Origin of the sequence: uncultured Algoriphagus sp., assembly GCF_963974835.1 — a bacterium.
GTDB lineage: Bacteria > Bacteroidota > Bacteroidia > Cytophagales > Cyclobacteriaceae > Algoriphagus.
Genome location: NZ_CAXBET010000006.1, coordinates 1 through 26,128, shown reverse-complemented (window position 1 = coordinate 26,128; position 26,128 = coordinate 1). Strand labels below are relative to the sequence as shown.

Annotated in this window: 24 protein-coding genes; 11 read left to right on the top strand and 13 right to left on the bottom strand. The window is 39.7% G+C overall.

The window, feature by feature from the left end:
• Positions 1-439 precede the first annotated feature (439 nt).
• Positions 440-913, top strand: coding sequence for a response regulator (locus AACZ73_RS12830; protein ID WP_339878377.1), 474 nt, complete (start codon positions 440-442; stop codon positions 911-913).
• 1 nt (position 914) lies between these two features.
• Here AACZ73_RS12830 and AACZ73_RS12825 read toward each other — a convergent pair whose 3' ends face one another.
• Genes AACZ73_RS12825 through AACZ73_RS12815 form a run of 3 tightly spaced genes read right to left on the bottom strand, consistent with a single transcriptional unit; the run spans position 915 to position 4,112 of the window.
• On the bottom strand, positions 915-2,126 hold the full coding sequence (locus tag AACZ73_RS12825; RefSeq protein ID WP_339878375.1) for an alanine dehydrogenase: 1,212 nt from the start codon (positions 2,124-2,126) through the stop codon (positions 915-917).
• Positions 2,116-2,547, bottom strand: a complete 432-nt coding sequence (gene tsaE / locus AACZ73_RS12820; RefSeq protein ID WP_339878373.1) for a tRNA (adenosine(37)-N6)-threonylcarbamoyltransferase complex ATPase subunit type 1 TsaE — start codon at positions 2,545-2,547, stop codon at positions 2,116-2,118. The genes AACZ73_RS12825 and tsaE overlap by 11 nt, the downstream gene beginning before the upstream one ends.
• An 8-nt stretch (positions 2,548-2,555) precedes the next feature.
• The gene (locus AACZ73_RS12815) at positions 2,556-4,112 is read right to left on the bottom strand and encodes a bifunctional response regulator/alkaline phosphatase family protein (protein WP_339878371.1); all 1,557 of its coding nucleotides are present in this window, start codon (positions 4,110-4,112) and stop codon (positions 2,556-2,558) included.
• Between the two features lie 59 nt (positions 4,113-4,171).
• Between AACZ73_RS12815 and AACZ73_RS12810 the strand changes: the two genes are divergently transcribed.
• From AACZ73_RS12810 to AACZ73_RS12785, 6 genes are all read left to right on the top strand, one after another.
• A complete protein-coding gene (locus tag AACZ73_RS12810; RefSeq protein WP_339878369.1) occupies positions 4,172-5,404 on the top strand; it encodes an HD domain-containing protein in 1,233 nt (410 codons plus the stop codon).
• A 17-nt stretch (positions 5,405-5,421) separates the two neighbouring features.
• On the top strand, positions 5,422-6,444 hold the full coding sequence (gene lpxD, locus AACZ73_RS12805) for a UDP-3-O-(3-hydroxymyristoyl)glucosamine N-acyltransferase (RefSeq protein WP_339878367.1): 1,023 nt from the start codon (positions 5,422-5,424) through the stop codon (positions 6,442-6,444).
• Between the two features lie 39 nt (positions 6,445-6,483).
• Positions 6,484-7,878, top strand: coding sequence for a bifunctional UDP-3-O-[3-hydroxymyristoyl] N-acetylglucosamine deacetylase/3-hydroxyacyl-ACP dehydratase (locus tag AACZ73_RS12800; protein WP_339878366.1), 1,395 nt, complete (start codon positions 6,484-6,486; stop codon positions 7,876-7,878).
• Positions 7,875-8,654 (top strand): acyl-ACP--UDP-N-acetylglucosamine O-acyltransferase, encoded by a 780-nt coding sequence (lpxA, locus tag AACZ73_RS12795; RefSeq protein WP_339878364.1) that lies wholly within the window; start codon positions 7,875-7,877, stop codon positions 8,652-8,654. The genes AACZ73_RS12800 and lpxA overlap by 4 nt, the downstream gene beginning before the upstream one ends.
• 97 nt (positions 8,655-8,751) lie before the next feature.
• The gene (locus tag AACZ73_RS12790) at positions 8,752-9,369 is read left to right on the top strand and encodes an ATP-binding cassette domain-containing protein (protein WP_339878362.1); all 618 of its coding nucleotides are present in this window, start codon (positions 8,752-8,754) and stop codon (positions 9,367-9,369) included.
• A 57-nt stretch (positions 9,370-9,426) separates the two neighbouring features.
• Complete coding sequence (locus AACZ73_RS12785) at positions 9,427-9,912, top strand: hypothetical protein (RefSeq protein WP_339878360.1); 486 nt, start codon at positions 9,427-9,429, stop codon at positions 9,910-9,912.
• A gap of 49 nt (positions 9,913-9,961) precedes the next feature.
• Here the strand turns inward: AACZ73_RS12785 and AACZ73_RS12780 are convergent, their stop codons facing one another.
• Together AACZ73_RS12780 and AACZ73_RS12775 are read right to left on the bottom strand one after the other, a co-directional pair.
• Positions 9,962-12,349, bottom strand: a complete 2,388-nt coding sequence (locus tag AACZ73_RS12780) for a Smr/MutS family protein (protein WP_339878358.1) — start codon at positions 12,347-12,349, stop codon at positions 9,962-9,964.
• Positions 12,349-12,699, bottom strand: coding sequence for a DUF4296 domain-containing protein (locus AACZ73_RS12775; protein ID WP_339878356.1), 351 nt, complete (start codon positions 12,697-12,699; stop codon positions 12,349-12,351). The genes AACZ73_RS12780 and AACZ73_RS12775 overlap by 1 nt, the downstream gene beginning before the upstream one ends.
• 106 nt (positions 12,700-12,805) lie before the next feature.
• On the opposite strand from AACZ73_RS12775, the gene AACZ73_RS12770 reads away from it, so the two are divergent.
• From AACZ73_RS12770 to hemN, 4 genes are all read left to right on the top strand, one after another.
• Positions 12,806-13,684 (top strand): DUF58 domain-containing protein, encoded by an 879-nt coding sequence (locus AACZ73_RS12770; RefSeq protein ID WP_339878354.1) that lies wholly within the window; start codon positions 12,806-12,808, stop codon positions 13,682-13,684.
• The gene (locus AACZ73_RS12765) at positions 13,677-14,573 is read left to right on the top strand and encodes a hypothetical protein (protein ID WP_339878352.1); all 897 of its coding nucleotides are present in this window, start codon (positions 13,677-13,679) and stop codon (positions 14,571-14,573) included. Before AACZ73_RS12770 ends, AACZ73_RS12765 begins: the two co-directional genes overlap by 8 nt.
• Positions 14,554-15,597 (top strand): VWA domain-containing protein, encoded by a 1,044-nt coding sequence (locus tag AACZ73_RS12760; protein WP_339878350.1) that lies wholly within the window; start codon positions 14,554-14,556, stop codon positions 15,595-15,597. The genes AACZ73_RS12765 and AACZ73_RS12760 overlap by 20 nt, the downstream gene beginning before the upstream one ends.
• A 117-nt stretch (positions 15,598-15,714) precedes the next feature.
• Positions 15,715-17,073, top strand: a complete 1,359-nt coding sequence (gene hemN, locus AACZ73_RS12755) for an oxygen-independent coproporphyrinogen III oxidase (RefSeq protein ID WP_339878348.1) — start codon at positions 15,715-15,717, stop codon at positions 17,071-17,073.
• Here hemN and AACZ73_RS12750 read toward each other — a convergent pair.
• Genes AACZ73_RS12750 through AACZ73_RS12715 form a run of 8 tightly spaced genes read right to left on the bottom strand, consistent with a single transcriptional unit; the run spans position 17,070 to position 25,553 of the window.
• Positions 17,070-17,771 (bottom strand): sulfite exporter TauE/SafE family protein, encoded by a 702-nt coding sequence (locus AACZ73_RS12750; protein WP_339878346.1) that lies wholly within the window; start codon positions 17,769-17,771, stop codon positions 17,070-17,072. The two genes, hemN and AACZ73_RS12750, sit on opposite strands and share 4 nt — an antisense overlap.
• Positions 17,772-18,197, bottom strand: coding sequence for a FixH family protein (locus AACZ73_RS12745; protein WP_339878345.1), 426 nt, complete (start codon positions 18,195-18,197; stop codon positions 17,772-17,774).
• 24 nt (positions 18,198-18,221) lie between these two features.
• Positions 18,222-19,634 carry a cytochrome c oxidase accessory protein CcoG gene (ccoG, locus tag AACZ73_RS12740; RefSeq protein WP_339878344.1) on the bottom strand — a complete coding sequence of 471 codons (1,413 nt, stop codon included), beginning with the start codon at positions 19,632-19,634 and terminating at the stop codon, positions 18,222-18,224.
• A gap of 51 nt (positions 19,635-19,685) precedes the next feature.
• Positions 19,686-20,627 (bottom strand): cbb3-type cytochrome c oxidase N-terminal domain-containing protein, encoded by a 942-nt coding sequence (locus AACZ73_RS12735; protein WP_339878342.1) that lies wholly within the window; start codon positions 20,625-20,627, stop codon positions 19,686-19,688.
• Positions 20,624-20,806, bottom strand: a complete 183-nt coding sequence (locus tag AACZ73_RS12730; RefSeq protein ID WP_339878340.1) for a cbb3-type cytochrome c oxidase subunit 3 — start codon at positions 20,804-20,806, stop codon at positions 20,624-20,626. Before AACZ73_RS12730 ends, AACZ73_RS12735 begins: the two co-directional genes overlap by 4 nt.
• Positions 20,807-20,817: 11 nt before the next feature.
• On the bottom strand, positions 20,818-22,944 hold the full coding sequence (ccoN, locus tag AACZ73_RS12725) for a cytochrome-c oxidase, cbb3-type subunit I (RefSeq protein ID WP_339878338.1): 2,127 nt from the start codon (positions 22,942-22,944) through the stop codon (positions 20,818-20,820).
• Positions 22,937-23,125: a cbb3-type cytochrome oxidase assembly protein CcoS gene (gene ccoS / locus AACZ73_RS12720; RefSeq protein ID WP_339878336.1), complete on the bottom strand. Its 189-nt coding sequence runs from the start codon at positions 23,123-23,125 to the stop codon at positions 22,937-22,939. The genes ccoN and ccoS overlap by 8 nt, the downstream gene beginning before the upstream one ends.
• A gap of 1 nt (position 23,126) precedes the next feature.
• Entirely contained in the window at positions 23,127-25,553 is a 2,427-nt protein-coding gene (locus tag AACZ73_RS12715) for a heavy metal translocating P-type ATPase metal-binding domain-containing protein (RefSeq protein ID WP_339878334.1), read from the bottom strand.
• Positions 25,554-26,128: the final 575 nt, after the last annotated feature.

Below are 26,128 nucleotides of genomic sequence, written 5' to 3'. Positions count from 1 at the left end.
ACGTACAATCTTTGAATAAATAAGTTTGATTTCAACTGATTATCGCATTTAATAGACAAGTCTCTTTTAATTCACCGTGGTTTTCAGCATGTTAATTAAAACTTTAACATGATTCATTTAAGATAACTACCAGTGTATTTTCAATAGACAAGGATAGCGAAAAAAGACTTAATTATAATATGAAAATTAAAAACATGTATTTTACTATCAAAATAATTGGAATCAATTAAAAATGATTCTCTCACTTATAGAAAATTTAGTCAGAAATATTAGAGTTTTAATTTAACCCAAGATTTTAATTAAAAACAATCAATTTATAATGTACTTGTATATTTCTAAAAATAAAGCAACCTTAACATTGCATTAAAAAATTCATGTCATTTTAGAAAATGAATTCATAATCGTGCAGACTTATGCAATTTTTTTAGATTTTTGTACAATGGAAGATAAATCTACAGAAAAAATACGGATTCTCTATTTGGATGACGAAGAGAATAATCTTCAGGCTTTTAAGGCCACTTTCAGAAGAGATTATAAGATATTTCTAGCTATATCAGCTGAAGAGGGGCGTGAGATTCTTTCAAAAGAAGAAATAGATATAATTATTACAGATCAGCGGATGCCTGAAGAAACAGGAGTCGAATTCTTGGCTTCTATTATACCAATTCATCCGGAGCCAATTCGCATATTGTTAACTGGTTACACAGACATTCAGGCTGTTATTGATTCAATCAACAAAGGGCAGGTTTATCATTATCTGACTAAACCTTGGGAGGAAGATTATTTGAGGACTGTGATCAAAAATGCTTTCGAGATCTATACTCTTCGTAAAGAAAACATTAAACTTACCCAGGAATTGATAAAATCCAACGATCAGTTGGAGTTCCTTTTAAGGCAAAATCTGCTTTCATAAATTAATACCTAGCAGCTAGTAAAAGCTGCAATTCTTTATGGCTGATGCCAAACTTTCTACCCAAATAGGCATTTGTCAAACTACCTCTATAAGTATACACTCCCCTCAAAAACCACTTGTAATTAAATATCATTTCTTCAGCACCTCCCAGATCCGCTATCTGTAGAATAATAGGAGTAAAAATGTTGCTGAGAGAATATGAAGCTGTTCTTGCTACACGGGATGCAATGTTTGGAACACAATAATGAATGATATCGTGAACGCGAAAAACAGGATCGTCATGGGTAGTCAATCTTCCTGTCTCGATACATCCCCCCTGATCAATAGCCACATCGATAACAATACTTCCGTGCATCATATTGGCCACCATTTCTTCAGTAACGACAATTTTATTTCTACCCTTCTCAGCCCTTAATGCTCCAATCACAACATCCGCTTCGGAAAGAGCCTGGGTCAAGCTAAAATTATCAATCGTAGAAGTATAGATTTGCTGGCCAAGCAGCTGCTTCAGCCTTCTGAGTTTATAGATATGATTGTCAAATACTTTAATATTTGCGCCCAGTCCCAGAGCTGTTCTGGCTGCATATTCTGCCACAGTTCCAGCGCCTATAATTACAACTTGAGTTGGAGGAACTCCGGTAACGCCCCCCATAATTAAACCCTTGCCATTATTTTCGCTTGAAAGATATTCTGCTGCGATCAGCATGACTGTGCTCCCAGCAATCTCTGACATCGCTCTCACTACAGGCATACCTCCTACCTTATCTTCCAAATATTCAAAAGCCACCGCAGTTATTTTCTTTCTATTGAGCGTTTGGATGAAGTCCTGATCCTGTCTTTCTAGTTGAAGAGCGGAAATCAAACAGCTTCCCGGGGTCATGTATTCTAACTCCTCTTGAGTCGGAGGATCGATTTTAAGAACAATATCCGACTCAAAAACTTCCTTTTTACTATAACATACTTTTGCCCCAGCATCTGAGAAGTCCTGATCGGTAAACTTTGAATGCAAACCTGCATTTGACTCTACCACAATGCTTATCCCGTTATTGGAAAGCAATCCTACAGATTCAGGAGTAATCACTATTCTTTTTTCCTGAGTCGAGGTCTCTTTAGGTATTCCTACTACCAAAGAATAATCACTCTTTCTCACTTTAGATGGTGATTCTTTCGGGATCAGCCCCACTGCAGCAAGTTGGTCTATTTCAGATGGCATCTTTGATATGTTGAAGGTTCAGGGTTCTTTGTGTTTCGGAATCAGCTTGAATTCTAATCAGAAAGAATTTCTCAGGCAAAAATGGAAAAATTTTTTCAGCCCATTCTAACCAGCAATAATTCCCACTATAAAAATACTCTTCTATTCCGATATCCAAGGCTTCGGTGGGATTATCCATTCTATAAAAGTCAAAATGATAAAAAACTTCTCCATCCTGATTTTCATAGTGATTGACAATCCCGAAAGTAGGGCTGCTAACTTGATCCCTAACCGAAAAAGCCCTGGATAGGGCTTTGATTAGCGTAGTCTTTCCTGCCCCCATCTCTCCCTGAAAAACCCACACTTTTTCTCCCCCTGCAGTTTCGATAACTACTTCCGCAGCTTTTTCAATCTCACTGAGTTGGTACGTAAACTGTGTCAAATGCTCAATTATTTTGGTGATAGATGCACGATCGGAATGATCATTTCCTCCAAAGATACGCCTCCATGTTGGAATGTATCCTTATAAAAGTTCACATAATAATTGTAATTGTTCGGGTATGCAAAGAAATAATCCTCCACAGCAAAGACATAGGTTGAAGACACGTTCAGCCTGGGAAGCTTAGCATCTTCTGGTTTTTTTATTTCAAAAACCTTCCCTGCTTCAAAATTCAGATTTTTCCCTTGCTTGTAGCGCAAGTTTGTAGTTACATTTTTATCTCCGATTATTCTGTAAGGTTTGTTTACTCGTTTGGTCCCATGATCTGTTGTAATAATAACCTCAGCCCCGGCATCATGGATTTTTTTCAGCAATTCAAATAAGGATGAATGCTCAAACCAACTGGTAGTCAAAGATCTGTAAGCAGATTCGTCTGGGGCTAATTCCCGGATCATTTTCATGTCTGTTCTTGCATGAGAGACCATGTCGACAAAGTTATAAACCAGCACGTTTAAATCGTTTTGAAGAAAAGTATGGAATTGCTCCAATACCGCCTTACCCTGATGCGTCTGTATTATTTTATTGTAACTTGACTTAATCGGCATTCTGCTTTTCTCCAAGTTGATCTTCAGCCATTCTTCCTCAAAATTGTTTTTCCCCTCATCAGAATCCTCATCTTCCCAGAATTCTGGATGAAATCTAGCCATATCCATCGGCATCATTCCGCTGAAGAGCGCATTCCGAGCGAAGGCAGTGGTGGTTGGCAGAATACTATAATAGGTATCCTTGTCTTTTATGTTGAAATAAGGAGAAATTATAGATTCTATATCTTCCCACTGGTCTAATCTGAAATTATCTATCACAATAAAGAAAAGAGGTTTACTCTCCTTGACGTGTGGAAAAACCTTCTTTTTCATCACTTGATGAGAAAGCAATGGTTTTTCTTGATTTTTCTCATTCATCCAATCGATGTAATTGTCTTTGATGAATTTGGAGAAATTAGAGTTAGCCTCAATTTTCTGTGATTCGAGAACTGGAAGCATGTTTTTGTTCTCGGTGTCGTCAATCTGCATTTCCCAATATGTCAACTTTCGATAGATATCTGCCCAGTCCTGATGATCTTCAGCGTCGCCAAAAGCCATACTGATATTCATAAAATCCTGCTGGTAACTCTGAGTAGTCCGCTCGTCTATTAACTGTTTATTCTGAAGAAGTTTTTTTACCGAAAGCAAAATCTGGCTGGGATTGATCGGCTTAATGAGGTAATCGGCAATCTTCCCTCCGATTGCGTCATCCATGATATGCTCTTCTTCACTTTTGGTGATCATCACCACAGGCACCTGAGGCTTGATTTGTTTGATTTGCTGGAGAGTTTCTAGTCCAGTCATCCCTGGCATCATTTCATCCAGAAATATCACATCAAAATTTTTCTGCTCCACTTCCTCTATGGCATCCACACCGGAGTTGACAGTGGTAATGGCATAGCCTTTTTGTTCTAGAAAAAGAATATGTGGTTTGAGCAAGTCGATTTCATCGTCCGCCCAGAGTATGTTGAATTTTTGAGTCATTACAGGTTCCGTTTCTTTTAAAATTATAATTACTTTTGAGGCAAACAAAGAAGGCCTCCTTGAAAAGCCAGAAGATACTAAACGACCCGGTTTACGGATTTATCACGATCCCAAGCGAGTTGATTTTTACGATTATTGACCACCCTTACTTCCAACGATTGCGGAGAATAAAACAGCTGGGTCTGACTGACTTTGTCTATCCCGGCGCTCTCCACACACGATTTCATCACGCGATTGGGGCAATGCACTTGATGAGCATTACACTAGACAATCTACGAATAAAAGGCACTGAAATCACAGATGAGGAGTATGAGGCCGCTTTAATCGCCATTCTTTTGCATGACGTAGGGCATGGACCTTTTTCACATGCTTTAGAATACAGCTTACTAAAGGGCGTACCCCATGAAGAGATTTCTCTTTTGATTATTGAACTCCTTAATGAGGAGTTTGGTGGCAAACTGGACCTTTCTTTAAGAATATTTAAGAATCAATATCAGCGTAAATTCTTCCATCAACTAGTTTCCAGCCAGTTAGATATTGACCGTTTGGACTATTTACAACGTGATTGTTTTTTCACAGGAGTATCCGAAGGCACCATCGGAGCGGACCGTATCATCAAAATGATGGATGTGAAAAATGATCAGGTAGTAATCGAGGAAAAAGGAATTTATTCTATTGAAAATTTCCTAAGTGCGCGCAGACTGATGTACTGGCAAGTTTACCTGCATAAAACTACAGTCAGCGCAGAGAAAATGCTAATCAAACTAATCCAAAGGGCAAAATTTCTACGACAATCAGGATATCGTTTCACCGTGACTGATGAATTTGATTACTTCTTGGAAAATGACCCAACCTTATCTGATTTCCGAACTAATCCAGATCTTTTGCGCTTGTTCCTCGAAATGGATGATTTGGACATTTGGGGAGCAATCAAGCTATGGAAAAAACATCCCGATTATGTGCTCAGAAATATTTCGCAGATGTTTTTGACTCGAAACCTCTTCAAGATCAGCCTTACCAATGAGGCTTTTTCCCCTGATGAAATCAAACAATTGAAGGAGAAAACGATTATAAAACTTCAGATTCCAAGCGATGACTTGGACTATTTCTTTTGTCACGGAGCTGTGAGTAACTATGGATATTTGGCCAAGGATAGAATTAACATTCTTACAAAAAAAGGAAAGGTTATTGATGTAGCTCAGGCCGCTGACCTCCCAAATATCAAAGTCATGAGTAAAATCGTGGAGAAGCATTATGTATGTAAGGCCAAAAGCCTAAATTTAAATTATTAACACCGTTTATATTGTTTATGGAATTTACCCTCGGACAAGTTGCTGCAATCCTACAGGGCACAGTAGAAGGTGATGAAAACCAAAAAGTTTCTAGATTGGATAAGATCCAAGAAGGGAAACCGGGAGGTATAAGTTTTTTAGCAAACGAAAAATACACTCAATTCATCTATGACACAGAAGCAACAGCCGTAATTGTATCCAAAAGTTTTGTAGCTACTAAAGCTCTGAAAACCAATTTAATCAGGGTTGAAGATGCTTACAATGGGTTTACCCAGCTTTTGGAAGCATACGCAATGATGATGAAAAGTAGTGTGGTGGGCATCGAAGAACCTTCTTATATTGATGCTAGTTCTCACATTGGTGGACAATCATACCGAGCTGCTTTCTCTTACATCGGAAAAAACTGTAAGATCGGAGATTCAGTCAAAATTTATAGCCATGCACACATAGGAGATAGAGTGCAGATAGGTGACAACACCATCATCCACGCCGGTGTAAAAATTTGTGCTGATACAGTAATTGGCAGCAACTGTGAAATCCATCCTGGGGCAGTAATAGGTTCTGACGGTTTTGGATTTGCACCACAACAAGACGGCACTTATAGGCCGATTCCACAAATCGGCAATGTAATCATAGAGGACAATGTTAGCATTGGCGCCAACAGTACAATTGACTGTGCTACAATGGGCTCCACTACAATTAAAAAAGGCGCGAAGATTGACAACTTGGTTCAGATCGCACATAATGTAATCATAGGTGAAAACACCGTAGTCGCTTCCCAAACAGGAATATCTGGCTCTACCATAATAGGAAAAAATTGCATAATCGCAGGTAAAGCGGGCATTGTAGGACACATTACCATAGCGGATAATACTACAATAGGTGCTAACACCGGAATAAGTAAATCAATTACAAAACCTGGGAGCACCTTATTCGGATACATGGCGATGGATGGGAAGAATTTCTTAAAGTCCTATTCCATCTTCAAAAAGCTAGACACAATAGAAGACCGCATAAGAGAACTAGAAAAAAAGCAGTAAATTTGCTGCCTTTAGCTTGCTGAACGGTTCAAAAATCAGATGAAAGTAAAACAACACACCATTAAAAAACAGGTGGAATTATCCGGAGTGGGTCTCCATACCGGAGTCATTTCTAATATGACATTTCTCCCTGCACCCCCCAATCACGGATATAAGTTTCAGCGCATTGACCTGGAAGGCAGTCCAACTGTGGATGCAGATTGCGATTTGGTAGTAGATGTTTCCAGAGGTACCACCTTGGAGCAAAATGGAGCACGCGTTTATACAGTTGAACATGTTTTGGCGGCGCTGGTTGGTTTAGAAATCGATAATGTTCTTATCCAGTTGGATGGACCGGAACCGCCTATCATGGATGGATCTTCGATCCAGTTCATAGAAGTTTTGGAAGATGCAGGACTTGAAGAGCAAAATGCATTACGCAGATTCTATGAAGTTCAGGAAAGCATCCAGTACAAAGATTCTGCCCGTGAAGTAGAAATGGTAGCATTGCCTACTGATAACTATCGGGTAACCGTCATGGTGGATTATAACTCTCCAGTTTTGGGTAGCCAGCATGCTTCGATTACGGACATAGGTCAATTCAGATCAGAGATAGCCTCTTGCCGCACTTTCTGCTTTTTGCATGAACTAGAGATGCTTTATAACTCAAATTTGATCAAAGGTGGGGATTTGAATAATGCCATCGTGGTAGTGGATAGAATTGTTGAAGAAAGAGAATTAGTGCATCTAGCAAAGATGTTCAACAAACCAAAAGTCGAGGTTAAGAAAGAAGGTATTTTAAATAATGTGGACTTACGTTATAAAAATGAGCCAGCTAGACACAAATTATTGGATGTAGTTGGTGATTTGGCATTGGTAGGCCGACCTTTGAAAGCACAAATAATGGCAGCCAGACCAGGTCATGCTGCTAATGTTGCTTTTGCAAAAAAAATAAAGCGAGCTATGGAGAAGTCCTCCACTTCTCATATTCCCTACTACGATCCACGCCTACCTCCGGTGATGGATATCAACCAGATCAGCAACATTTTGCCTCATAGATATCCTATGCAGCTTTTGGATAAGATTATCTATATGGATAGCAATGTGGTAGCTGGAGTGAAAAATGTTACTATGAACGAACCATTCTTTATGGGTCATTTTCCAGGTAATCCGGTAATGCCAGGAGTATTACAAGTAGAAGCTATGGCTCAGACAGGAGGAATATTAGTATTGAGTACAGTGGATGATCCGGAAAATTACTGGACTTATTTTCTGGGAATCGAAAACTGTAAATTCAGAAAAATGGTTCTTCCTGGTGATACTCTAATTTTTAAATGTGAACTTTTGGCCCCGATAAGAAGAGGTATTGCAAAAATGCGTGGTGAAGCTTATGTCGGAAATACGTTAGTATGTGAGGCCGTAATGACAGCAAGCATAACCCGAAAAGAATCATGATCAGCCCTTTAGCCCATATAGATCCAAAAGCAACAATAGGCAAAAATGTACATATCGACCCTTTCTCTATGATAGGTGAGAATGTAACTATTGGCGATAACACTTGGATTGGGCCTAACGTCACTATCTTTTCCGGTGCCACCATCGGTAAGAATTGCAAGATTTTCCCAGGGGCTGTGATTGCTGGAATTCCTCAGGATCTAAAATTCCAAGGTGAAGATTCCACTGTTTTGATAGGTGATAACACTACGATTAGAGAGTGTGTCACGATCAGTCGGGGCACTGTAGAGAAACAGACTACTGTCATCGGTAGCCATTGTCTACTAATGGCTTATGTACATGTAGCACATGACTGTGTGATCGGAAGCCATGTAATTATTGCTAATTCGGTACAAATCGCGGGTCACGTCTCCATCGATGATTGGGCAATTGTTGGTGGATCCAGTGCTGTTCATCAGTTTGTGAAAATAGGAATGCATGCAATGGTTTCAGGTGGTTCTTTGGTAAGAAAAGATGTACCACCCTTTACCAAAGCTGCTCGTGAACCACTTTCTTACGCAGGTGTGAATTCACTTGGCCTTAGAAGAAGGGGCTTCTCGAGTGAGTCTATTTCCCATATTCAGGAAGTATATCGCTACCTTTTTCTCAACAGCATGAATAATAGCCGTGCATTGGAGGAAATCGAAGTTAATCTCCCTGCTACAAAAGAAAGAGATGAAATTCTCAATTTCATCCGCTCGTCTGAACGTGGTGTAATGAAAGGTTACATTAACTAACTATGCTGAAATCGAGCATTACGTATTCATCACATACTTGGAAGAATATTAGGATTGCGAAATTTCATGTAACCGTCAAACAGCAAATTATCGACCCATGAAAATCCACTTAGAAGAAGCCTCAAAACGCTTCCAATACGAATGGATTTTTAAGAATCTAAGCCTTGAGCTTTCTCAAGGAAACTCACTTGCTATTACTGGAAGTAATGGATCTGGAAAATCCACGTTATTAAAATGTTTGAGTGGTGCTATTCCAATTACTTCCGGAAAAATAGAATACAAATTGGGAGAAAAATCGATTCCAGAAAGTGATTGGTTCTCGCATCTGAGTATATCGGCGCCTTATATGGAAGTTCCAGAGGAATTTAGTTTAGAGGAATTGCTCAACTTTCATTTCAAGTTCAAAAATCCGCTGGCAGGCATTTCCAATAAGGAAATTATCGATATTCTTTACCTGACTCAGCATAGTTCAAAACTTGTTGGGCAATTTTCCTCAGGCATGAAGCAAAGGTTAAAACTGGGATTGGCTCTTTTTTCTGATGTGCCTTTTATTCTTCTTGACGAGCCTACTTCTAACTTGGATAAAAAAGGAATCGAATGGTATCAGGAAATGATGGCTCATTATGCTCAAGGTAGGATTTTAGTGATTTGCTCCAACGAGCCAAGAGAATATGAATTTTGCGAGCAAATAATTGCTTTGGAGGATTTTAAGTAAATATTTGACTAAAACACAATACTTATCTTTAATTTAATAGGTGCAAGTTCTTCAAATATGAAATCAATCCTTTATAAATTATTCATTCTGGTAGTAGGAATGATCGCAATCCAAAGTTGTGGAGGTGAAGATCCAGAACCCAGGCCAGTAAAAACACCTGAAGAACTTGCCATTGAAGAATTGACAGGAGACGGAATGCAGGCTTGGGGAATTGACGGAGGAGGCTCAGTGGAGCGGGATGGAGCGGTGATCACTGACAATTATGCAGAGTTTGAGCTGGTAATGAGTTCAACCTCTTCCAAATTATACACTTCGAAAAATAATAATGATCTTTTTGACTCCGCTGGTACATGGTCGTTTGCCGGAACTAACTTCGACAAATTCATTCTTTCCGGCACAAAACCCGCTGCGGATAGAGAAATTTCATTTACTCAAGCTGGCGAAAATCTAAAACTTACTTTTACAATTCCGGCTCCCGGAGCTAGAATCAATGGAATACATGCAGTAGCTGGTAGTTATACTTTTAACTTGATAAAGCAGTAATACTTATATAACCCCATATGAAAAAGGGAAGTCTGTGCTTCCCTTTTTTCTAATTTAAGGTAACCAATGTCACCCCCGCACCTCCACGGTCTGCGTGCTCATCCTCCATATGCCTGACTTGGCCCATCTCTCTTAGGAAATTACGTGTCAAATCACGAAGTATTCCATTTCCTTTTCCATGAACTATCCTTAAATCCTTTAATCCAAGCATATGACCTTCATCAATAAATAGCTGGATTAAAGGAAGTATCTCTTCTCCCCTTTTCCCTCTAATATCAAGATTAGGAGAATAATCCATCATCTTCTCCGTGGTATTATACCCACTTCGGGACACTGAGGATTTTTTCTCTTTTTTGGCTTCGCCTTGGGAAATTTTTTCAAGTCTTGAAAGTTTCACTTTCGATTTCAGTTCCCCAATCGATACTTCAATCTCATTTCCTTTAACCTGAAGAACTTCCGCTATTGCCCCATTATCTTTTACTCTCACCCAATCTCCCTCTGTGATTCTCCCTCCCAACACTTTGATTTCAGGGCTTTTCACAACTTCCTTCTCCGGTTTGACTTTCTCCTTGAACTCCTCAAATTCCTTACGAACCTGCTTAGTAGCCTCCTTTTCAGCTTTACCTTCCTTAATTTCTCTAATAGTAGCTTCTATTTTCTTATTTGCCTGATCTAGCAATTGTTTCGCTTCTTGCTTAGCATCCTGTAAGTAGCCCTTTTTAGTCGATTCCATGGTCTCCTTCAGATCATTGTATTCCTGAAGTCTGGTTTTCAGCAGTCGCTCTTTAGCTTTTACATCTGCCAGCAGTGTGGCGTACTGGTTTTTCTCATTTTCCACCTGGGTGAGCAATCTATCATAGCGAACACGGTCCTCCCCTATTTGCTCTTTAGCATACTTCAAAATTTCCTTAGGGATACCAATTTTGGAGGCAATCTCCAAAGCGAATGAAGAACCTGGCTTACCAATCTCAAGCTGATAAAGTGGCTCCAGTTTGTCCACATCGTATCGCATTGCCCCATTTACCATGCCTTGGTTTTTATTGGCGATCTGCTTCAGGTTTCCATAATGCGTAGTAATAACTCCATAGGCACCGAGTTTATTAAGCGCCAAAAGAATGGATTCGGCAATCGCACCACCAAACTGTGGCTCTGTACCAGTACCAAATTCATCGATAAAAAGTATGGTTTTCTTATTTGCAAAAAGCGAGAAATGCTTCATGCTCATCAAGTGCGAGCTATAAGTACTCAGGTCATTTTCCAGGTTTTGTTCATCCCCAATATCAATAAAGAAATTGTCAAATAGCGAACTCTTGGAATCTGGATGAACGGGAATCAAAATCCCACACTGAAGCATGTATTGAATGAGGGCGACAGTTTTCAAAGTAACTGACTTTCCACCTGCATTAGGGCCAGAAATCACCAGAAGACGTTCATGGCCACTCAGTTTTACATCAAGTGGAACAATGCTTTTTCCTTGGGACTTAAGCGCCATTTCCAAAAGTGGATGCCTGGCTTTAGTCCAAGTCAATTGTCTTTCCTTAGTGATTTCTGGTCTACAGCTATCTGTCTTCTGGGCAAACCTGGCTTTAGCACGAATAAAGTCCATCAAACCCAAGAAATTAGTAGCCTTTCTTAGAGCAGGAATAGCAGGTCTGACTTTATCAGTCAATTGCGTGAGAATCTTTATTATCTCCCTACGCTCCATGTATTCCAGATCCCTGATCTCGTTATTAATATCCAAAGCCTCTTCTGGCTCCATAAATACAGTTTGTCCTGTTGCAGATTCATCATGAATGAATCCTCGGAGCTTACGCTTATTCTCAGCCGCAATAGGAATCACTAACCTGCCGGAGCGAACAGTAATTGCAGAATCTTCTGTAGTAAGTCCTTTAGCTTTAGCTTCTTTGAAAACCCGATCCATTACCTTTCTCAAGCGACCTTCCTCGTATAAAATCTGAGTTCGAATGAGTTGCAATTCCCTGCTTGCATTAATGCGCATCTTGCCTTTTTCATCTATGATTAGCTCAATCGCTTTAAGCAAGCTCATATCCAAATCTATCAAGAGTCCCAGCAATTGACTTAAAACAGGATACTCCTCCTCTCTTTTCTGAAAGAAAGTAATACAGCCTCTAAGCGTCTCCAGAGATAGTTTTATTTCATGAAAATCCTCCAAATCAAGAAAAGCATTTTCCAATTTAGCTTTCTCTAAATATGGATTTAGGTTTGTGAAATTGGATGAAGGGAATAGGTCTCCTGAAATCAAAATCTGACGGAATTCTTCCGTCTGATCAAGCAGCCTAGTGACTAGATTGTAATCAGAAGAGAACGTCAGGCGATCTACGTACTGCTGACCAAGTGGAGAAGTACACTCCGTTTTCAACAGCTCCTTGATCTTTATGAAATTTATTTTTTGTTCGAGATTACGTGGGTATAGCATTAGAATTGGTCTAGAACTCCTCCAGAAGATTCTCTGACTACTAAAGAATCGACTACTCGGGAATATATTTGCTCCATTTCAGCAGGATCTTGGAGATAATAGAGCATGCTTTGTGTAAAAACTGAATCACTTACCTCATGCTTGAGGAAAACATCTTTTTCAAGCAGATTATATAGCACCTTAGAAGAGTCATAAGCAACAGGCATAGCACTCGTAATACCCTCAGTAAGATGTATATCAATCAGCACCTCTACCATCTTATCTTCAGATAGCAAATCAGTTGGCTTATTACCAGATCCACAACTTGAAAGACATAAGATGTAAAAGCTTAGTATTAGGAATCTTTTCACAGTCCAAAATTAGGTTTTTTTAACGGAAAATCTCCCCACCCTTCATGTAACTCAAATTTTATAATTCAGCTTAGAAGCATAACTTAGGCCGTTCAAATCACCACTCATGAACGAATTATTCAGCAAGCTCAGAAAATACGAAATCATGATCCGAAAGGTGGCCAATAATCACCTGCAAGGAGAGTACCAGTCGCTATTCAAAGGCTCAGGATTGGAGTTTGACGATCTGCGTCCTTACCAGTACGGTGATGACATTCGTACGATAGAGTGGAAAGTATCTGCTAAGGGACACGGAACATTTGTGAAAACGTTTCGCGAAGACAAAGAACAATCTGTTTTTTTTCTTTTAGACATAAGCGGAAGCCAGGATATTGGTCAGCCAGGTAATAAGAAAATTGATCAAGGAAAGATAATTGCTGGTGTATTGACTTTAGCAGCTGTTTTTGAGGGCAGTCAAGTAGGTTTGATCAGTTACTCGGACCAAAAGGAAAAATTAATTTTACCATCAAAGGGTAGCAAGCAGGGTGTGAAAATGATTCGAGGAATTTTTGACCATGAAAACAATTCCCTTAAAACGGATCTGAACTCCATGTTTATGTTTGCATTGAACCTCATCAAGAAAAGGGCAGTGATCGTAATCATTTCCGATTTCATTGATGATGGCTACGAGCGGCCATTTCGAGCACTAGCTGAACGACATGATGTGGTCGCTATTCAACTTACAGACCCAAGAGAGTCAGCATTGCCTTCTTTAGGAATTATTCCAGTCTTTGATAAAGAAAAGGGGAAAACTACTTGGGTGAATACGGCATTTGGAAGCTTTTCTAAAAAAATAGCAGATACCTTTACTTCTGAACGGGAAAACTTGAAGGATATTTGCAAAAAAAATCAAATAAACTACCTGACTATAGATACCACCCAGGATATAGTTGGGCCGCTTTTAGAGCTATTTAAGTACCGAAACAAAAGCATGAAACGTGGTTAAAACGCTCAAAATCTTTTTATTTATTCTATTACCATTTCTGAGCAATGCTCAGCAGATAAAAGTGGATGCATATTTCATGCAAGATTCCGCTAAGCTTGGTGAGCGGGTAGGATATGTATTGAAAGCAACTTATCCAGAATCAGCACAGATAATATTTCCTGATTCTACCTTCGACTTTTCTCCGCTGGTTTTACTCGAGAAGAAGACATTCATTTCCAATACTCAGGATAGCATTACCCAGGATAGCACAATCTATTACGTGTCAAATTTCTCGTTGGATCCTAGCTCTTATCTAACTTTGCCCGTCTATGAACTGGCAAGGTATGATAGCGTAGTGCACTATCCTTTAGAGGCAGAATTGAAACTTAAGCTCACGTTAGATAGTATTCCTGAGCAGCTGGTTTTCCAGCAGAATAACATTTACCAACCGCTTGAAAAGTCCTTCAACTGGATTATCATAGGTATAATCCTCGGTGGAATTCTTCTTTTGTTAGGCCTGCTCTACTTTTTCTTCGCAGACAAAGTTCAGGAATACTGGAATGAAAGAAGAGAAAAAAGGCGATGGTCTCAATTTGAAAAACGATGGAAAACCCAGACTGCCCTACTTACGCAAAACCCTTCTATTGAATCAGCAGACGAAGTCATTGGACTTTGGAAAGGCTATATGGAGAGTATCACCAAGCTTCCTATAAAGGAATGGACATCAAGTGAGATCGGTGAGCGATTGAATAATCTTAAGATCTTCAAGGCGCTTCGTACTATTGATTTGATCATTTATGCAGGAGAGTCTTCTAAGAGTGAGGAAGCGACAAACTATTTATTAGAAGTGGCAAGAGAGAAATACCAGGAAAAACAAACCAAAATCAAGCATGAGAGAGCAGTTGTCTGAATTCTTTAGCTGGTCATGGTTTCAGCCTGAGACCTTCAAAAGTTACGAATGGGAAAATCCGATTTTGCTGAATTTAATCTGGATTATTCCGGTTTTCATACTACTCAGAACCTTCGTGAAATTTCTGAAAAATCCGGTGCTGGAACTTTCGCTTCCAAAACGCATCGCGAATAACAATCCTTGGACTTATTTACGCTTAATTCCAGCTGGTTTCTTCTATCTTTTCCTGATCATGCTAGTCGTCGCTTTAGCCCGACCACAGCGGAGCAATGAGCGTGTCGAGCAATATACCGAGGGTATAGACATCATGCTTGTAATGGATATTTCAGAGTCCATGGATCTCCAGGACTTTACTCCAAACCGTCTAGAAGCCGCCAAAGCAACCGCAATTGACTTTATCAATGGACGTGTCGGAGACAGAATCGGAATGGTAGTATTTGCCGGGGAAGCCTATTCATTGGCACCGCTAACCAATGACTATGAATTGCTAACCGACCTTGTTAAAGAAATATCCTTCAGCATGATGGAAGCCAAGGGTACTGCAATAGGTTCGGCTTTGGCAGCTGGTACAAATAGGATGAAAGAATCTGAATCAGCATCCAAAGTGATGATACTTTTAAGTGATGGAGAAAGTAATGCTGGAAATGTTGATCCACTTTTTGCAGCGAATCTGGCTTCTGCATTAGATATTAAGATTTACACAATTGCCATGGGTAAAGATGGCTTGGTCCCATACGGAACAGACTTCTTTGGCAGACCACAGATGGTAGAGAGTTATCTGGATGAATCAACGCTTCGTGAAATAGCCAAAGTAGGAAATGGTGAATTTTATCGAGCAGCAGACGGCGGAACCTTAGCTTCCATATTCGATAGAATTGATACGCTGGAAAAGACGGAGGTAATTGAAAATCGCTACAAGGAAACTGCTGATTACTATCGAATCTATCTTTTCTGGGGATTGATGTTATTCTTTGTTTGGTTAGCTCTGAAAAGCAGTTTCTTGAACAACTTCCTGCTGGATTAAGCGTGTTATAAAGGCTGATAGAAAACAGATTTATCCTGATTTTTGTCACTTTTATCACTTCCAGAAATCATCTATCGGTATAACAGCTCAGACTAGATTTGCAGAAAATAATTTCCTATGCAAATCCATGCTGAGTTAGTTAAGAAATACAATAGCCAAGCGCCGCGATATACTTCCTATCCTACTGTGCCTTTGTGGGAAAACAACTTGAATGAACGGGATTGGGAAGATCTAGTACAAAAGGCATTTCAAGACTTCGGAGATAAGGAAGGTATATCGATTTACATACATTTACCATTTTGTGAAAGCTTGTGCACCTATTGTGGTTGCAACAAGAGAATTACTAAAAACTACGGAGTAACAGCACCTTACATTCAGGCACTTTTAGCGGAATGGAAAAAATACACTTCCCTTTTTACAGGTAAGCCTAAGATTGCGGGAATTCACTTAGGTGGAGGAACGCCAACTTTTTTTGATCCATCCGATCTGGAAATCCTGCTCTCTTCAATACTTTCAGGAGCTGATGTCCTCCCACATTCAGAATTTAGCTTCGAGGGCCATCCAAATAATACCAGCTTTGCTCACCTCAAAACCCTCGCTGATTTAGGCTTCGATCGTGTCAGCTACGGTATTCAGGATTTTGATACTAAAGTACAGGCAGCAATTCATAGAATACAGCCATTTGAGAAGGTAAAAAAGGCAACTGATTCGGCGAGAATTTTGGGCTATTCATCTATTAATTTTGATTTAATCTATGGCTTGCCTCATCAAACGTTGGAAACCTTAAAGTATACTTTCAGCAAGGTTGAAGAGTTGAGGCCAGATCGAATTGCATTCTATAGTTATGCCCACTTACCAAGTGCGTTTTCAGCACAAAAGAGTTTTGAGGAATTCCTTCCTTCAGCGAGCGAAAAAAGTAAGCTGTATGAATTTGGAAAAAAACGTCTAGTAAAAATGGGGTATGAAGAGGTAGGTATGGATCACTTTGCCCTTCCATCGGACCCGCTGACTTTAGCCAAACAGGATGGATCGCTCCATAGAAACTTCATGGGCTACACAACCTTGCAATCCAAACTTCTGATTGGATTGGGAGCAAGTAGTATAAGCGATGTTTATTATGCTTATGCCCAAAATGAAAAACGAGTAGAAGAATACCAATCCAATGTGCTAAATGGCAACTGGACTATTCGAAAAGGACACCAGCTAACAGATCTGGACATCCATATGAGGGCTATTCTTTTAAATTTAATTTGCAAAAAACAAGCAGAAGTACCCACTGAAATTTGGGAAGAATTAAAGAACACTCAATTGCAGAATCTTAAAGACATGGAAAGTGATGGGCTTATCTCGATAGATTCTAATACGATAAAAGTGACCGAAAAAGGAAGAAGGTTCATTAGGAACATTTGCTCACAATTTGACCTCCGATTGGCAGAAAACAAGGCAAAAAAAGTCTTATTCAGCAAGACGATTTAAGGACACATTGTAATCTCAATTTGCTTTGATCCATAATCAAAGACCTGAAGATCTGGACTAAACATCATCCCTAAACCTAAGCCACGAAAAATAAAAAGAAGTCCTATTAGTACTCCTAAGTATGGAATTGCTTTCTGAAATTTTTGTCTCATTTGAACTGAGACTAAAGATCCCGAATACATTAAAACCAGTAAAAGTGGGATGGTTCCTATTCCGAAAAAGAACATATAAGTAGCTCCTAACACTGGGCTCTGCAACCCTAAAGCTGCTACCAAAGCCATATAGACCATTCCACAGGGAAGGAGGCCATTTGCCAAGCCGGTACCAAAAAAAGCGAACGACCCTCCTGCTTTGAGGAATCGATTCAACTGCCTTTTCACCCAAATCACTATACCTGATAGTGCAGGAATGGTCATGAACTGATCTGCCTTTTTATAGCTAAGTGCCAAAATCAGAATAAGCAATCCCATGGCTATAGAAAACCACTGCTGAACACCGACCAAAGAAAGAGAAAAACCTATGCTTCCTATTGCTAAACCTAACAATGCATAGGTGACGCTTCGCCCAAGATTATAAAGTATTTTGTGATGGAAAAATGAAACATTCTTTTTTCCACCCACTGCCAGCGCAATTGGCCCGCACATTCCAACACAGTGAAATGAGCCTAGAAAACCAAGAAGAAAGGCAGTCCAAAGCATTTAAATAGTGATTTTTTTCTCCTGATAACGATCTACTCCATTTTCAGTCCAATTAAGCTGGACTTTCCAATACCCAGATTTAAGTTCTTTCAAAGGAATCTGAGTTATTCCTGAATGAGTTACATCCAATTGAATTTCCTGATCTAAGGAAGAATCAGAAGGGCGGAAAAGTTGCAATGAGCCTTTTGTACCATTCGGAAGATCAAGTTCTATGACTTTGGATTGAGCATCAAACGAAATCACTTCTCGGTCTAAATCGTCTGCAGATTTAGATTCATCGATCCTGTCTTGATATTTTATCTCCTCCTCGTAGTAATTTTCTGTTACTAATTCTATACCGTCCATGCGTACGGATATCACCACCATGGTCATAATCAGTGCGACAAAGCCTATAATTGTAAGTATTATCCCTTTTCCCCAATCCATAATTCCTCTGATTTTAATGTAACCTTACTCGATCGGTGCTGTGAAATTCGTTTTGATACGATCAATCTCCTCACCCAAATGAAGAACAGAAAGTTCGACTTTTTCTTGATTTACTTTGACCTCATCCAGGTGTCTTACCAGAAAAAATCTACCCTCATATTTAGACTGAGGTTCCAATATCAAGCGCTGCTCTCCTACCACCTCTACATCTATCCCTTCCTTCAAGGATTCAAGTGACACTTCCTGCTGATCGTATGTTTTATTGATCAAGGTAATCTGATAGAGGTTAGTCACCATTCCGTCTTCCCGCATTTGATAAGTCATTCCAGGGAAACGCGTAACCGTGGCGCCAATATCATTACGTGTCACCAGTAAGCTGACAAAAGCTATTATTAAAAGCACAAGAACAACAATATAAGATTTAACTCTATTTGTAAGCAGCTTCTGAAAACCTTGTTTTATACTGTTTTCTGACGCATATCGGATCAAGCCTGTTGGTCGCTCTACTTTCACCATGACCTCATCACAGGCGTCAATGCAGGCAGTACAATTCACGCATTCCATCTGTATGCCATTGCGGATATCTATCCCCGTAGGACAAACCTGAACACAAAGATTACAATCTACACAGTCTCCTTTATCCCCATTCTCGGTAGGATTCTTTCGAATTGGCGCTCTTGGCTCCCCTCGAACGTAATCATACATCACGTTAATGGAATTATTGTCCAGCATCACACCTTGAAGGCGTCCATAGGGACATACCACCAAGCAAGCTTGCTCACGAAACCATGTAAATACAAACATGAAAATCCCTGAGAAAGCCAAAAGCCCTATAAATCCAGACATATGGGCTGAAGGCGGTGAGGACACAATGTTGATCACCTCATCTATACCGATCAAGTAAGCCATTACCAAATGGCCAATCAATAAAGAGATTATAGCAAAAACGCTAATCTTGATAGTTTTCTTGACGATCTTTTCTTGATTCCAAGGCTGAGCATTAAGAGTTCTTTGCTGATTAGCGTCTCCTTCGATGAAGTACTCAATCTTGCGAAAGACCATTTCCATAAATAACGTCTGAGGGCAGGCCCATCCGCACCACACTCTACCAAAAGCTACAGTGAAGAGTATGACAAAGACGAAGAAAATCAGCAATAGAAAAATAAGCAAATAGGTGTCCTGAGGCCAGAATACTGCTCCAAAAATGATGAATTTACGTTCGAAAATATTGAATAAAAGCCAAGGTCTTCCATCTACTTTAATAAATGGTCCTGAGAATAAAATAGCCAGTAATACCCAGGATAAGTAGGTTCGGTATTTATAAAAATACCCTTTGACTTTCTTAGGATAAACCCAATTCCGCTTCCCATCATCTTGGACAGTAGCCAGCGAATCTCTGAATGTGTCAGGATTTAAATGGGGATTCTTTTTTGCCATGATTGTAGGCTGATTTCTACCGGGAATCTGATGATCCCCGGTACTATGAACTTATTCTGCAATAGCAGTAGTATCTGAAGCAACCGTTGATTCATCACCTTCAGCCTCGGACTTTTCTGTAGCAGCGCTTTCATCATCTCCTGAGTACAATTCTCCCTGAGGATCTTTTGGAGTCGCAGGGCTCGTACCCTGAAGGGTGAGTATATAACTTGCTACATCTTGTATTTCTTTAGGGCTCAACTGATCTTCCCAAGGCACCATTCCTTTTTCAATCATGCCATATTTGATCACTTTGAAGAGATCTTTGATGTCTCCGCCGTGTAGCCAGTACTGATCAGTTAGGTTTGGACCTACTCCACCTCCTCCGTCTGCAGCATGGCATGCAGCACAATTTGCTGTGAATATTGCATTCCCTGCACTTAATGCTGCACCAGAGTCATCTACTACGACATTGGTTTCATCAATTGAAGCTAGCAAACTTACGCCGCGTGCTTCTGCTTCTATGGCTGCTATACGGACCTCCTCTTCATATTCTTCCACTCCAGTTTTACCGAAACCAAGTACTGTGTAATAACTGAAATACGAGATAGCAATAATGATTGTGCCCAAAAACACATATTGAAGCCAAGGAGGCATAAAGTTGTCAAGCTCCTGAATTCCATCATAAGAATGATCTGTCATTAGCTTGTCTTTTTCTTGCTCTTCTTCAATATCACCGGTAACAAATCGCTGCTTAAATGAATCCCACCAACTTGGTTCATTTACCAATTCTGGATTTTCCTTACGGAAAACAGCTGAGATAAATGACATCAAGTATATCATCAGAATCAGGAGTAAAATAATAACTCCTATTACGGCGCCTATGATAATCAATAGTGCCATCTGATTAGAATCCATTGCTCCAAACCCTCCTGACACAGCTTCATTCTGCGCCAATACTGGGCTAGACATCAAACTTCCCAACAGGGCAAAAAAGGTTAAGTATTTTTTCATGGCTGTTTGTCGTTTAATTCATTATCATCCATAGGCAAAGAACTCATATGGTCGATTACCTCCTTCGGAACGCGAATTGTCCAAATCGTGATTCCAATAAAAAAGAGGACAAATATCACGAGTGAAACCACTGGGAACACCTCTACATTTTCGATTGATCTTAATACTTCTTTGTACATGATTCCTCCGGTTAGTTAGATGATGAAACTTTGATATCTGTACCCAATCGCTGCAAATAAGCAATCAGTGCAACTATTTCGGTGTTTGGCATGACGGCAATGCCTGCATCTTTCAAGCCGGTAGCAATTCCTGCTGCCTGAGCCTCCAAATCTGCTACTGCTTGCTGATCATACCCTTCAGGATACGGAACGCCAAGCTTTTGCATAGTTCTTATTTTTGCAGGCAAATCTGAATAATCCAGTTCGTTAGTTTTTAACCATGGATATGGTGGCATCAATGAGCCTGGAGACATACTTCGAGGGTCTTCCATATGGAAATAATGCCAGCTGTCTGGATATTTCTTTCCTACTCTATGCAAGTCTGGACCAGTTCTCTTAGACCCCCAAAGGAATGGTCTGTCATATACAAATTCACCGGCTTTAGAATATTCCCCATAGCGCTCTGTCTCAAATCTAAATGGCCTGATCATCTGAGAGTGACAGCCTACACAACCATTTTTAATATAAATATCTCTTCCTTCAAGCTCAAGAGCTGTGTAAGGCTTCACCGAACTGATAGTCGGAACATTAGATTTCACCAAAATGGTTGGCACTATTTCCACGACCCCACCAATTAGGATGGCAACTGTCGCTAGTATCGCAAAGAAAACAGGTTTTCTTTCCCATGCTCGATGCCAGAATTCCCCTTTAGGATTATAGCTTTTTGCCAAAGCAGGCGCAGAATCTTCTTCTGTTTCTTGAAATACTCCTTGCTGGGCAGTTTTAAACATATTGTACATCAGCAAAATTGCTCCGCTCAGGTACATCAATCCTCCGAATGCCCGAAGCATATACATTGGCACTAACTCCACTACAGTCTGCAAGAAATTGCCATAAGCCAATTTACCCATCTCATCAAATTCTCGCAGCATGAGAAACTGAGTCAAAGCAGCTACATACATTGGTAACGCATAGAAAATGATCCCCATTACGCCTAGCCAAAAGTGAATATTCGCAAGTTTGGTGGAAAACAGTGTGGTCTTAAATAGTCTAGGCCACATCCAATAAAGCATCCCAAATGTCAAGAAACCGTTCCATCCTAGGCCGCCTATATGAACATGGGCGATAATCCAATCTGTGTAGTGTGCAATTGCACTTACATTTTTAAAGGAAAGCATTGGGCCTTCAAATGTTGCCATACCATAAGCAGTGATGGCGACTACCATGAATTTCAAAACAGGATCATTCGTTACTTTATCCCAAGCTCCCCGCAATGTCAATAATCCATTTACCATACCTCCCCAGGATGGTGCTAATAACATCACCGAGAAAACAGTTCCTAATACTTGCGCCCATTCAGGGAGTGAAGTGTAAAGCAAGTGGTGCGGACCAGCCCACATGTATAGGAAGATCAAGGACCAAAAGTGTATGATAGAGAGTTTATAAGAATAAACGGGTCTATTAGCAGCTTTTGGAAGGAAGTAATACATCAATCCAAGGAAAGGAGTAGTAAGGAAAAATGCCACTGCATTGTGACCATACCACCACTGCACCAATGCATCCTGAACACCAGCATAAGCGGAGTAGCTTTTCAAAAAAGAAACCGGCAATGCTAGTGAATTGACAATATGAAGAACAGCTACTGTGATAAATGAAGCTAAGTAAAACCAAATAGCGACATACATATGACGTTCCCTGCGGGTCAGAATAGTTCCGATCATATTGACCCCAAAAGCTACCCACACCACAGCAATGGCAATATCAATTGGCCACTCTAATTCGGCATATTCCTTAGAAGTCGTGAGCCCTAAAGGCAATGTCAGAACCGCTGCAAGAATAATTAATTGCCAACCATAGAAGTGAAACCAGCTCAGTGACTTATTCCACATCGGAGCTTTCAGCAAGCGCGGCATGGAATAGTATACCCCAGCAAAGATTGCATTTCCCACAAAAGCGAAGATTACAGCATTGGTATGCAGTGGCCTAATTCGCCCAAAAGTCGTATAGGGATTACCCAGATTGGCTTCAGGTAAGAAGAGCTGTACCGCCGCAAGAACTCCGACGAGCATCCCTATTACGCCCCAGATAATTGTTGCAGCTCCAAAGTACTTGACAATTTTGTTGTCATATTGGAACCTCTCCAGCGTAGTGTCATTCATAGGATTTAGGTTTTGATGGTTGATCTTTTTTTGGTTTTTTCGAATTGTTTTCGAAGAGAATCCTTATCGAAGGAGTATAATTATCATCAAATTGGCCATCCTTCATCGCTCTAAAAAAGAGGAAGAGAAATGTACTTGCCAGTATCAGACTGATTGCGATTAATAGAAAAATAACCTCCATATTAAATAAATTTTGAAGGTAACAGCCCTTTCTTCCAGGCCACAAAATTGGTGGTCAAGGTTGTAAAAACGACCACAGAAATACTACTTAAGGGCATCAAAATCGCACAAATCACAGGACTTAACAGTCCCTGGACAGCAAGCCCTAATCCAACTAAGTTGTACAATAGACTTAAAACAAAGCTTGCCTTTATAATGAGTCTACTGGATTTTGCAAAACTCAAAAAGCCTGGGATTTTCCCAAAAACGGCTGAGTCCATGATTGCATCACTGGCTGGAGAGAAGTGAGAAACACGATCTGACAATGCAACACCTACCTCACTCTCCTGCAACGCTCCTGCATCATTTAACCCATCTCCTAGCATAAGTGTGCAGTGAGAACGATTTAGTGCCCGTAGGTAATAAAGCTTATCAGTTGGACTTTGCTTAAAATTAAAGTTAATCTCTCGACCAAGCTTTTCCTCCAAGTAAGTTTGCTCATGAGGATAATCCCCTGATAATACATGAAGATCATAATCATCCTTAAGTTGATTGACGACTTCTTCTGCCTTTTCTCTTAGCCCAGATTCAATTTGGAAATAACCTAGTTCCTGTCCTTCAACAGTTAAGTAGACTACATTACCTTTTTGACTATCGATTTTATTTGTGAAGCCAGTAAACTCAGCTGAGCCCAGTCTAAAATATTGATTCTTGAAAATAGCTTCAATTCCAGCCCCCTTAACTTCTGTTACCTCCTCAAGTGATAATCCAGCTTGATTACCTAACCAACTATTGATTCTATTACTGAGTGGATGAGAGGAACGCTCCACCATTGATTTCAATATACTTCTACTGTCTTCAGACAGAAGCTCTCCCTGATAATTTATGTTGGCGTCGGAAGGATCAGTAAGTGTCCCTGTTTTATCAAAAACTACAGTATCGATCAAAGCTAGTCGCTCAACCACAGCCGCATTTTTTAGATAAAATTTACTTTTCCCAAAAATTCTTAGCGTATTTCCTAAAGTGAAAGGTGTGGACATAGCCAAAGCACATGGACAAGCCACTATTAGCACTGAAGCAAAAACTTTGATGGCTGTAGAAAAGTCGAGAAACGACCAATACGCAAAAGCCAGAGTTGCGATCAACAGAATAGACCATGTAAAGACTGAGCTGATTTTATTAGACAAAGGCTCCAGTAGTTTCTTGTTACCTTTTTCAAAAGACTCATTATTCCACAAATCAGTGAGATATCCTTGAGAAGGCAACTTTTGTACGGTTAATAAAATAGCATCTCCTTTTTGACGCCCACCTGCATAAACCAATTCACCTTTTAGCTTGGGAACAGGCACTTCTTCACCTGTCACAAAGCTGAAATCTATACTTGCTTTAGTACTTAATAAAAGTGCATCCGCTGGAATTAACTCTTCATCCCTAACCAAAATCACATCTCCTACTTTCAGGCTTGACAATGGAACAACGTTTTCTTGATCCTTTACTATTCTGGTAACTGCTATAGGAAAATAAGACTTGTAATCCCTATCAAACTCCAGTGTAGAAAAGGTTTTTTGCTGGTAGATCTTGCCTAATAGTAAAAAAAACAATAGCCCACCAAGGCTATCCATATAGCCTGATTGGTGAAAAGCGAATATTTCCCAAAGGGAATAAACAAAAAGCGAAATAATCCCAAGTACTATTGGGACATCCATATTGATCTGTTTTTGCTTAATCGAATTCCATGCAGAGCGGTAGTAGTCACTTGCAGAGTAAGCTACGACTGGAATGGCCAGAATTACATTTAGATAGCTGAAGAGCCCTCGAAAAGAAGAGTCAATCAATTCTGCTTCAGTAAAATATTCAGGTATGCTAAAAAGCATCATATTTCCAAAGCAAAAACCGGCAACAGCAAGACGCTGAATTAGACGCTTATCGATTCCTGATTCAGGTTTTTCATCAAGATTAGAAAGGTTAATTTTAGGTTCATAGCCTATGGTAGAGAGTAGATTTACTAGCTCTTTGATAGAAATCTTATTATGAAGAATTTTAATCTGAACTTTCTTTTTAATAAAATCAACTCGACTATAAAAAACACCTGAATTAATTTGACTTAGATTTTCCAGTAGCCAAATGCATGATGAGCAATGGATAGCTGGGATGTTAAAAGTGATATGACTTTCAGTTTGATTACTGAAATCAAGGAGACGATTCGCAGTATCCTGATCATCTAGGTAATCAAACCGATTAGATTGAAATTTCTTGCTCTTCTGGCTTTGTCCAGGATGACTTTCAATATCATAATAAGAACAAAGATCATTCTCAGACAGAACTTCATAAACCAACTTACATCCCTGGCAACAAAAGTTTCTTTCCTGCGAAACAATCACCATGTCATTACAATCTTCACCGCAGTGAAAGCATTTCATTTTGCTTGTAGAAGAGACATTTGGAATCATTACTCTTATTTTAAAGAGTTAGTAAATCAAAAAGTCATCGATGGTCTTTAGTAGAGCAGTTATATAGACTTATAGAATACTGAAGCCCTTATGATTGACAATCCAATTATGTCACGAAAGTAGCGCTTTGAGCAAGCGATACACCTGAGTAAAAACAGGGAAAAAGCTGACATAAATCAGCTTATTACTAAAAAACAGACAGACTAAAACGTAGTAAAATGATTCCAGAAAAGAAGGCTCTGGATTTATGAGAAAGAAACAACAGAGGCCTTTAAAAATCATGTTGGAATTGCAGGGAAGATAAGCATGTCAATTAATGATATACACACTATCTCTCTAAACTATCTAACTAAATTGAAAAGCTTGATGTATAAAAGTGTATCATTTAGAAGCCTAAAAACCGATGCTAATTAAGGGTTTATTTACTTAGCAATAAGAGGGACGAAATGAAACTTGAAAAAGTGAACAACAAACTCTAGAAAAGGAATAACCTTAAACGCGAAAAAGCCAGCTGTTTAAGGCTGGCTTTGGAATAAATGAGGCGGCGACCTACTCTCCCGGGTGTAACCCCAGTA